At 71.7% G+C, this 9,365-nt stretch carries 10 protein-coding genes and 1 tRNA gene; 8 read left to right on the top strand and 3 right to left on the bottom strand.

From position 1 onward, the window contains the following. Positions 1 to 98: 98 nt before the first annotated feature. Positions 99 to 722 carry a 5-formyltetrahydrofolate cyclo-ligase gene (locus ABZ877_RS18830; protein ID WP_361072076.1) on the bottom strand — a complete coding sequence of 208 codons (624 nt, stop codon included), beginning with the start codon at positions 720 to 722 and terminating at the stop codon, positions 99 to 101. A 94-nt stretch (positions 723 to 816) separates the two neighbouring features. Here ABZ877_RS18830 and galU point away from each other — a divergent pair, with 94 nt between their 5' ends. The 7 genes from galU (at position 817) to ABZ877_RS18795 (ending at position 6,317) form a co-directional block, all read left to right on the top strand. Beyond that, entirely contained in the window at positions 817 to 1,719 is a 903-nt protein-coding gene (gene galU / locus ABZ877_RS18825) for a UTP--glucose-1-phosphate uridylyltransferase GalU (RefSeq protein ID WP_361072073.1), read from the top strand. Between the two features lie 4 nt (positions 1,720 to 1,723). After that, the gene (gene glp / locus ABZ877_RS18820; protein ID WP_361072070.1) at positions 1,724 to 3,085 is read left to right on the top strand and encodes a gephyrin-like molybdotransferase Glp; all 1,362 of its coding nucleotides are present in this window, start codon (positions 1,724 to 1,726) and stop codon (positions 3,083 to 3,085) included. 106 nt (positions 3,086 to 3,191) lie between these two features. Further along, on the top strand, positions 3,192 to 3,683 hold the full coding sequence (moaC, locus tag ABZ877_RS18815) for a cyclic pyranopterin monophosphate synthase MoaC (protein WP_361072067.1): 492 nt from the start codon (positions 3,192 to 3,194) through the stop codon (positions 3,681 to 3,683). Beyond that, entirely contained in the window at positions 3,680 to 4,207 is a 528-nt protein-coding gene (locus tag ABZ877_RS18810; protein WP_361072064.1) for a MogA/MoaB family molybdenum cofactor biosynthesis protein, read from the top strand. The genes moaC and ABZ877_RS18810 overlap by 4 nt, the downstream gene beginning before the upstream one ends. After that, positions 4,204 to 4,872: a GNAT family protein gene (locus ABZ877_RS18805; RefSeq protein ID WP_361072119.1), complete on the top strand. Its 669-nt coding sequence runs from the start codon at positions 4,204 to 4,206 to the stop codon at positions 4,870 to 4,872. The genes ABZ877_RS18810 and ABZ877_RS18805 overlap by 4 nt, the downstream gene beginning before the upstream one ends. Positions 4,873 to 5,043: 171 nt before the next feature. Beyond that, positions 5,044 to 6,174: a hypothetical protein gene (locus ABZ877_RS18800; RefSeq protein ID WP_361072060.1), complete on the top strand. Its 1,131-nt coding sequence runs from the start codon at positions 5,044 to 5,046 to the stop codon at positions 6,172 to 6,174. Between the two features lie 69 nt (positions 6,175 to 6,243). After that, positions 6,244 to 6,317: transfer RNA gene (locus ABZ877_RS18795), tRNA-Ala, on the top strand. Positions 6,318 to 6,415: 98 nt separating this feature from the next. On the opposite strand, the gene ABZ877_RS18790 is transcribed toward ABZ877_RS18795, so the two are convergent. Next, positions 6,416 to 6,922, bottom strand: coding sequence for a GNAT family N-acetyltransferase (locus ABZ877_RS18790; RefSeq protein ID WP_361072057.1), 507 nt, complete (start codon positions 6,920 to 6,922; stop codon positions 6,416 to 6,418). Positions 6,923 to 6,968: 46 nt separating this feature from the next. Between ABZ877_RS18790 and ABZ877_RS18785 the strand changes: the two genes are divergently transcribed. Next, the gene (locus tag ABZ877_RS18785) at positions 6,969 to 7,793 is read left to right on the top strand and encodes an exodeoxyribonuclease III (protein ID WP_361072054.1); all 825 of its coding nucleotides are present in this window, start codon (positions 6,969 to 6,971) and stop codon (positions 7,791 to 7,793) included. A 51-nt stretch (positions 7,794 to 7,844) separates the two neighbouring features. Here ABZ877_RS18785 and ABZ877_RS18780 read toward each other — a convergent pair whose 3' ends face one another. Continuing rightward, positions 7,845 to 9,113 carry a recombinase family protein gene (locus ABZ877_RS18780; protein WP_361072051.1) on the bottom strand — a complete coding sequence of 423 codons (1,269 nt, stop codon included), beginning with the start codon at positions 9,111 to 9,113 and terminating at the stop codon, positions 7,845 to 7,847. Positions 9,114 to 9,365: the final 252 nt, after the last annotated feature.

Below are 9,365 nucleotides of genomic sequence, written 5' to 3'. Positions count from 1 at the left end.
CCGGTCACCCGGAAGGAAGGACACATGACGCCGCCACCCGAACCCAACGCCTCCGTACCCGCACGCGCGCGTGCGGGCCCCTCTCTCATCCCTGGGTCCTACAAGAAGCGGCGCGCCCCCGACGGCGTCACCACGGCGTGCACCGCCTTGTCGTGCGGCTCCGCCGGAACGTGCGCGATCACTTCGTCGTCGTACAGGAGCACGACGAGGGCGGGGTGCGCACCGGCCGATTCCAGCCGGGCGAGGACCCGGTCGTACGAGCCGCCGCCCCGGCCGAGCCGCATCCCGCGCGCGTCCACGGCGAGCCCCGGCAGGAGTACGACGTCGGCCGCCAGGACCGCGTCGGGGCCGAGCCGTTCACCGCCCGGCTCCAACAGGGCGATGCGGCCCGGGTGTTGCACCTCGACGAGCGAGGAGGGGCCCTCGTACACGCCCCAGTCCAGGTCGTTGTCGTCGAGGAGCACCGGCAGCAGGACCCGCGTCCCGCGCGCGCGGAGCGCGTCGAGCAGGGGCGCGGTCCCCGGTTCGCCGCCCAGGGAGACGTACGCCGCGACGGTGCGGGCCCGGACCAGCTCCTCGACCTCGAACGCCCGCTCGGCGAGGGCCAGCTCCGTCTTCCGGACGTCACCCACCGGCAATGTGTTCCTCACCGCGAGGAATGTTCGTCGCAATGTGCGCTTGTCAGCGTGAGCACCACGCGGCTTGTCTGAGTGTGGGCTCATAGCGGGCTCACAAACCTCTCCTATTCCATCCATATATGTACCTACACAGCGGAACGACAGTTTCCGCCCATAGGTGGCAGATATGGTGACGGGCATGACTGACTCGCACCCCAGGATCACCAAGGCTGTCATCCCCGCCGCGGGCCTCGGCACCCGGTTCCTGCCCGCCACGAAGGCGACTCCCAAAGAGATGCTGCCCGTGGTCGACAAGCCGGCGATCCAGTACGTGGTCGAAGAGGCCGCCTCCGCGGGGCTCGACGACGTCCTGATGATCACCGGGCGGAACAAGCGCCCGCTCGAGGACCACTTCGACCGCAACTACGAGCTGGAGAACGCCCTGCAGCGGAAGGGCGACGCCGCCCGCCTCGCGAAGGTCCAGGAGTCCAGCGACCTCGCGACCATGCACTACGTGCGCCAGGGCGACCCCAAGGGCCTCGGGCACGCCGTCCTGTGTGCCGCCCCGCACGTCGGCCGCGAGCCGTTCGCCGTCCTCCTCGGCGACGACCTGATCGACCCCCGCGACCCGCTGCTCGCGCGCATGGTCGAGACCCAGGAGCGGCACGGCGGCAGCGTCGTCGCCCTCATGGAGGTGGCGCCCGCGCAGATCGGCCTCTACGGCTGCGCCGCCGTCCAGGCCACCGAGGACGACGACATCGTCACGGTCACCGGCCTCGTGGAGAAGCCCGATCCCGCCGACGCGCCCTCCAACTACGCGGTCATCGGCCGCTACGTCCTGGACCCGGCGATCTTCGACATACTGCGCAAGACCGAGCCGGGCCGCGGCGGCGAGATCCAGCTCACCGACGCCCTCCAGCAGCTCGCCGCCGACGAGAAGATCGGCGGGCCCGTGCACGGCGTCGTCTTCAAGGGCCGCCGCTATGACACCGGCGACCGTGGCGACTATCTGCGTGCCATTGTCAGACTCGCGTGCGAACGTGAAGATCTGGGACCGGACTTCCGGACCTGGCTCCGCAGTTACGTCACCGAGGAGATGTAGCACTTTGAGCAGCGCGACCACCCCGTCAAGCACCGGGCCGGCCACCGGCGACCAGCACCTGTGGTCGGTGGACGAGCACCTGGCGGACATTCTCGCCACCGTCCACCCGCTCGACCCCATCGAGCTGCAGATCCTCGACGCGCAGGGCTGTGTGCTCGTCGAGGACGTGACGGTCCCGGTCTCGCTGCCCCCGTTCGACAACAGCTCGATGGACGGATACGCGGTCCGCGTCGCCGACGTCGCCGGGGCGAGCGAGGAGCACCCCGCCGTGCTCACCGTGATCGGTGACGTCGCGGCGGGCCAGTCCGAGCAGCCCACCGTCGGCCCCGGCCAGGCCGCCCGCATCATGACCGGCGCCCCGCTGCCCCCGGGCGCCGAGGCGGTCGTCCCCGTGGAGTGGACCGACGGCGGGCTCGGCGCCGGGCCCGCCGCCACCATGTCCGCCCACTCCAGCGCCCCCGAGGGCGCCTCCGGCGAGGTCCGCGTGCACCGCCCCGCCGAGGCACGCGCGCACGTACGCGCGCAGGGCAGTGACGTCCGGGCGGGCGACCGCGCCCTGGCCACCGGCACGGTCCTCGGCCCGCCGCAGATCGCCCTGCTCGCCGCCATCGGCCGCGGGACCGTCCGCGTACGCCCGCGCCCGCGCGTGGTCGTCGTCTCCACCGGCAGCGAACTCGTGCAGCCCGGCGAGGCGTTGAGCCCCGGCCAGATCTACGACTCCAACAGCTTCTCCCTGACGGCCGCGGCCCGCCACGCCGGAGCCATCGCCTACCGGGTCGGCGCGGTCGCCGACGACGCCGAGACGCTGCGCTCCACCATCGAGGACCAGTTGATCCGCGCCGACCTCGTCGTCACCACCGGCGGTGTCAGCGTCGGCGCCTACGACGTCGTCAAGGAAGCCCTCTCCGCCGTCGGCGACCCCGACGAGGAGGACGGCATCGGCGCGGGCGGCGGCGTGGAGTTCCGCAAGCTCGCCATGCAGCCCGGCAAGCCGCAGGGGTTCGGCTCCGTCGGCCCCGACCGCACCCCGCTGCTCGCCCTGCCCGGCAACCCGGTCTCCTCCTACGTCTCCTTCGAACTCTTCGTCCGGCCCGCGATCCGCGCCCTGATGGGCCTGGACGACGACACCGAGCGCCGCACCACGCGCGCGGTGCTCAGCGCCGACCAGGTGCTCACCTCGCCGCGGGGCCGCCGCCAGTTCCTGCGCGGCGCCCACGACGCCGAGGCGGGCACGGTCGCCCCCGTCGGCGGCTCCGGATCCCACCTGATCGCGGCGCTCGCCCGCGCGGACGCGCTGATCGTGGTGGACGAGGACGTGACGAGACTCGAACCCGGCACGGAAGTGACCGTCGTCCGCCTCGGCTGACCGGCCCGGCCCGCCCGTTTTTCCGGGCCCCGCGATACCGTGTCGCGCACAAGCAGTCCGGCGCGCCGCACCGCGCATCGGCTCGGATCGGGAGCGCCACGGCACCATGAGCACTTCGCAGGACCGACTCACCCACATCGACGAGGCGGGCGCGGCCCGCATGGTCGACGTCTCGCAGAAGGACGTCACCGCGCGCACCGCCCGCGCCAGCGGCCGCGTCCTCGTCTCGCCGCGCGTGGTCGAACTGCTGCGCGGCGAGGGGATGCCCAAGGGCGACGCCCTCGCCACGGCCCGGATCGCCGGGATCATGGGCGCCAAGCGCACCCCGGACCTGATCCCGCTCTGCCACCCGCTCGCGGTCTCCGGCGTGAAGCTGGACCTCTCCGTCGCCGACGACGCCGTGGAGATCCTTGCCACCGTGAGGACCACGGACCGTACGGGCGTGGAGATGGAGGCCCTCACCGCGGTCTCCGTCGCCGCGCTCACGGTCGTCGACATGGTCAAGGCCGTCGACAAGGGCGCCGTCATCACCGACGTCCGCGTCGAGGAGAAGACGGGCGGCAAGTCCGGCGACTGGAACCGCGAGGCCCAGGCATGACCCGGACCTACCGCGCCCTCGTCGTCACCGCCTCCAACCGCGCCGCCGCGGGGGTCTACGCGGACACGGGCGGCCCCCTCATCGTCGACGGCCTGCGCGAGCTGGGCTTCGAGGTCGACGGCCCGCGGGTCGTGCCGGACGGTGACCCCGTCGAGGCGGCGCTGCGGGAAGCGGTCGAGGCGGCGTACGACGTCGTCGTCACCACCGGCGGCACCGGCATCTCGCCCACCGACCGCACCCCCGAGGCGACCGCCCGCGTCATCGACCACGAGGTGCCCGGCATCCCCGAGGCGATCCGCGCGTACGGGCGCGAGAAGGTGCCCACCGCCGCGCTCTCGCGTGGCAGGGCCGGGGTCGCCGGGCGCACACTGATCGTGAACCTGCCGGGTTCGAGCGGCGGGGTGAAGGACGGTCTCGCCGTCCTCGCGCCGCTCCTCACCCACGCCGTCGACCAGCTCCGCGGCGGCGACCACCCCAGACCCGGCCCGAGACCCGACGCCCACGAAGCCGGGGGTGCGCACTGAACAGCCCGTCCTGGCCCGTCGTCCTGGCGGAGGGCGATGTCGTCCTCCGGCCGATAAAGCTGCGCGACCAGCGCGCCTGGCGTGAGGTCAACCGCCGCAACCGCGACTGGCTGCGCCCCTGGGAGGCGACCATCCCGCCGCCCACCGCGAGCGGCCCCGTCTCGCACCGGCCCACGTACCGCCAGATGGTGCGTCACCTGCGCTCGGAGGCGAACGCGGGCCGGATGCTGCCCTTCGTCATCGAGTACCAGGGCGCGCTGGTGGGCCAGTTGACGGTCGCCGGGATCACCTGGGGCTCGATGTGCTCGGGCCACGTCGGCTACTGGGTGGACCAGGCCGTGGCCGGGCGCGGGGTGATGCCCACCGCCGTCGCGCTCGCCGTCGACCACTGCTTCCGCACGGTCGGCCTGCACCGCATCGAGGTCTGCATTCGCCCGGAGAACGGGCCGAGCCGCCGCGTCGTGGAGAAACTCGGATTCCGCGAGGAGGGGCTGCGGCCCCGCTATCTTCACATCGACGGCGGCTGGCGCGACCACCTCGTCTTCGCGCTCACCGCCGAAGAGGTCCCGGAAGGGCTCCTGCGCCGCTGGCGGCGCGGACGGCGTGGCAACGCCGCAGGTCCGGCCGGTTCCAGCGCGATCGATCCGGGCACACCCTCAAAATAAAATAAATGTTCGAATTAACCGCCGTACGGGTCCTTCGGGTCATTGAATTCACACGCACGGTGGCCAGTTGATCGCACCAGTCGGAAAAATGCTCGAAATATCAGCCAGATCGTGCGACACACCGGCCCAATTGGCGGATGGCTCCCCGCAAACCCCTCTACGGTGTGAGGCGTGAGCAGCAGCGGCCTCATCTACGCAGTCATCGTCGGGGCCTGGGCCGCCTACTTGGTGCCGATGTGGCTCCGTAGGCAGGACGAGCTGAACGAAGCCCGTCCGACGGAACGCTTCAGCACCGCCATCCGACTTCTGTCCGGACGAGCGGGCATGGAGCGCCGGTACGCCAAGGACCTCCAGGCGCGCTCCCCGGAGACGGACGAGCGGCCCCCGGCCGACCCGGACGCGCCCACCGACGCGGTGGACGTCCGGGCCCTCGGCGCGCCCCCGGCCACCACGCGACAGCGCCCCGAGCCCGCCCGCGCACCCGAACCCCAGCCGGAACCGGCCGCCGAACCCGCGCCCAAGTCCCGCCCCGCGCGCCCCACTTCCGTCGAGGCCGCCGAGGCACAGGCCCGCGCCCGCCGCTCCAAGGTGCTCGCACGCAGGCGCCGTACGACCGTGCTGCTCTTCGTCGCCTTCACCGCCGGCGCCGTCGTCGCCGGGGTCGGCGGCGTCGCCTTCCTGTGGGCGCCCGTCGTCCCCGCCCTGCTGCTCAGCACGTACATCGTCTACCTGCGGGCCCAGGAGCGACGCCGCTTCGCCTACGTCATGGACCGCCGCCGCGCCGAGATCGCCGCCCAGCACCTGCGCGAACGCCAGCCCCGGCGCCGCCGGCCCGCCCCGCAGCGCGGCGCCGAAGACCTGGAGGACGGCCCAGACACCGAGACGGGCACCGACCCCGGCCTGGAGGCGCTCGCCGCCGACCGGCGCGCCCTCGTCGAACAGACCGACCACGCCGAATGGGTCGACCAGCAGCGCGAGCGCCAGCGCCCCCCGGGCGCCGGTGAGAGCTGGGACCCCGTCCCCGTACCGCTGCCCACCTACGTGACCGCGCCCGTCGCCCCGCGCGCCGGTGGCGGCATCGACTACGGCGCCCCCGAGACGTGGAGCGCGGCCCGCTCCTCCGCCGCCGAGCAGCAGGCCCCCGAGCCGCCGCAGGAGCAGCCCGCCGACGACGGCCGCAGCGACGCCCGCCGCGCCGCCTCCGCCCGCCGCTCCCGCGAGCGCGGCCGCACCCCGCTCTTCGACCAGTACGACGACGACGCCGCCGACGCCGGGGGCCGTCCGCGCGCCGCCAACGAGTGACCTGGCTGACCAGCCCGGAAGCGATTTTGGGCCTGCCGGGTCAGGGTGCTAGAGTTTCACTCGTTGCAAGGGCCTGTGGCGCAGTCTGGTAGCGCACCTCGTTCGCATCGAGGGGGTCTGGGGTTCAAATCCCCACAGGTCCACCGCAATTGAGAACCCCGCCGGGAAACCGGCGGGGTTCTTGCTTTGCGCCCCCGCGGCGGCAGGGCGACCGTTGTGACGGTCACCACACCACCACCGCCTACAGCGCCTTCGCGTAACAGCGGCTCAGCTCCTCGAAGCGGTACAGGCCGAACTTGGCGCACTCCTCGTACCCGCTCGACGCGTACAGCGCGATCGCCTCCGGCTGCTTCGTGCCCGTCTCCAGGACCATCCGCTTGCGGCCCGCCGCGCGGGCGTCCGCCTCCAGCGCCGCCAGGATCCGGCGGGCCAGGCCCAGGCCGCGCGCCTCCGGTATGACGTACATGCGCTTCAGCTCGGCGTCGCCGTCCTCGTACCCCTCCTCGTTCTTGTCCTGAGCGCGCCAGCCGCCGGTCGCGAGCGGCGTGCCCGCCTCGTCGTACGCGATCAGATACAGGCCGCGCGGCGGGGTGAACATCGACGGGTCAAGCGGTGTGATGTCGCCCTCGTCGCCGTAGCGCTCCGCGTACTCGAGCTGGACGCGGTCGTTCAGCGCGACCGCGTCCGGGTGGCCGTAGGAGACGGTGCGCAGGGAGATTTCCGTGGCGGGCGGGGTCTGAATGCTCATGCGTAGGATCGTATTCCTATACTTGTAGGGGCGGTGTACTTGTTCAGTGTGCCGGTACCGTGGCCCGGTGCTGACTGTGACCACCGTGAACGTGAACGGCCTCCGCGCCGCCGCCAAGAAGGGCTTCGTGGAGTGGCTCGCCGCCACCGACGCCGACGTCGTCTGCCTCCAGGAGGTCCGCGCCGAGCCCGAGCAGTTGCCCGCCGGGGTGCGGGCGCCCGAGGGCTGGCACGTCGTGCACGCGCCCGCCGCCGCCAAGGGCCGGGCCGGCGTCTCCCTCTACACGCGGCGCGCCCCCGACGCGGCCCGCGTCGGCTTCGGCTCGGAGGAGTTCGACACCAGCGGCCGCTACGTCGAGGCGCACCTGCCCGGTGTGGTCGTCGCCAGCCTCTACCTGCCCTCCGGCGAGGTCGGCACCGAGCGCCAGGACGAGAAGATCCGCTTCATGGACGAGTTCCTCGCGTACCTCAAGGACCTGCGCGTACGGGCCGCCGCCGAGGGCCGCGAGGTCATCGTCTGCGGCGACTGGAACATCGCCCACACCGAGGCCGACCTCAAGAACTGGCGCGGCAACAAGAAGAACGCCGGCTTCCTGCCTGAGGAACGGGAGTGGCTGAGCCGCGTCTACGACCCGTCGGACGGCGGCTACGTGGACGTGGTGCGGGCGCTGCACCCCGGGGTGGAGGGGCCGTACTCGTGGTGGTCGTACCGGGGGCGGGCCTTCGACAATGACACGGGATGGAGAATTGACGTCATCGCATCCACCTCCGGGTTGGCCGCCAAGGCGATCAAGGCATATGTCGAGCGTGCTGCCACCCATGAGCAGCGTTGGTCCGACCATGCGCCGGTGACGGCCGTCTTCGACCAGTAGACGGGGAGGCGGGGCGCGGGCAGCAAGCCGCGCGCCCCGCACGGTGCCGCGTCAGGTCCCTGGGATCCCGGTGCTCGGAGGCACCCCCATGGCGAACGTCAGGCGGGACGTGTCCGGCCCTGCGAGTCGCGTGCTGTCGCCGCCGCAACGGCCCTTTGCCACGGTGACACGCACTCCGGCGGCCAGCAGGTCCGCACGGCTCACCGGACCGCGCGCCCCCGTCATCCTCCGGTAGCCGTCGATCACGTAGTCCTCCAGCCAGTCCGACCTCATGGCGGCCGCGGCGGGACACCTCAGCCCGTTCGCTGCGGCGGCACAGACGTAATCGCCATGGGCGTAGAGCTTGCGAGACCTGTAGTACATGCGGCCACCGCAGGCGCTGCAGTGTGCCACTCGGGTCAGAAGGCGCGAGCGCGGGCCGCGGGACTGCCGGGTGCCGTTGGATCGTGCCGACAGGATCTCCTGAAGGGCGCGGAACTCACTTTCGTCCAGCACGGGCGTGCCGATGAGGACCGGGTGACCGTTGTCGTCCAGAACCGACCGGCCGCGGTGGATGCGGTGCCCCATGAGTGACGGGGACCGGAGGACCTTCGACAGCGTCCCTGACGTCCACCGGAACTTCTCGAAGGTGTACCCGTGCCGGACACCGCCCGTGGGGCGGCCCTGCAGCACTGCGTGGCGGTCACGGGGGACCAAGGCGTTCACCTCATTGAGGCCACGGGCGATGGACATGAGGGACTCCCCGGCGTACACGCGCTCCAGGATGGCACGCAGCAGTGCTGCCGCCTCCGCGTCAGGAGTGAGACACCAGCCGCTTCCGGAGGGGTGAGGGGCTTTGCGGTAGCCGAAGGGGACGAGGCCTCCGGCGTACCGGCCGGACGCACGCAGCACCTCGTGGGCACTGGTGAGCCGGGCGGAGATGGTGCGTGCCTCGTGTTCGGCGGCGTAGGCGAGGTCCACGCATCGTCGGGTGACTTTGCCGTTCGCATGGGGCGGGACGACCAGGGGATGTCGTTCCTCCGGCATGACGAAGACGAGTGTTGTCGCATGCTCCTCCGCCCATGCCAGCAAGTGCGACATGTGGGCGACGGAGCGCACGGCGCGGTCCACATGCGACCACACAAGGAAGTCGTACTCGTCAGGCTTGCGCAACCAGGCGGAGAGGACGGGCCGTTCGAACGGGGACATCTTGCGTGCGGACACCCCGAGATCCGCTGCTACGGCGATCAAGTCCAAGCCCAGTCGCTCCGCGCCCTGATGCACTGTGGCGCTTTGCCTTCCCGGTGACGTGGTCACCGCGGTGACGTTGCTCAATCGCACGACGCCGAGGGCCCTTCGGTGCTTGTCGGAAGTCCGATCCGGAGGCGCTGGGCGGGAGTTATCCTCGGACATGTCGGTACTCCTGGGGAGTGTCGGCCGTGCCCCGGGGCTGGTCAGACAGCCGCCGGGGTTTTGTTCTGCCCACTCTCGGCATCGTGAGAGGCTTTCGGGTTCGAACGGGTGTCATGTACTTCGAAGGTGTGAGCGCTCGAACAGCCCGGCTGTGAGATGTCTTGTCGCTGTCTTACGGGA

Source organism: Streptomyces sp. NPDC046939 (genome assembly GCF_040644575.1).
GTDB lineage: Bacteria > Actinomycetota > Actinomycetes > Streptomycetales > Streptomycetaceae > Streptomyces.
This window is presented reverse-complemented; position numbering and strand designations above follow the sequence as displayed.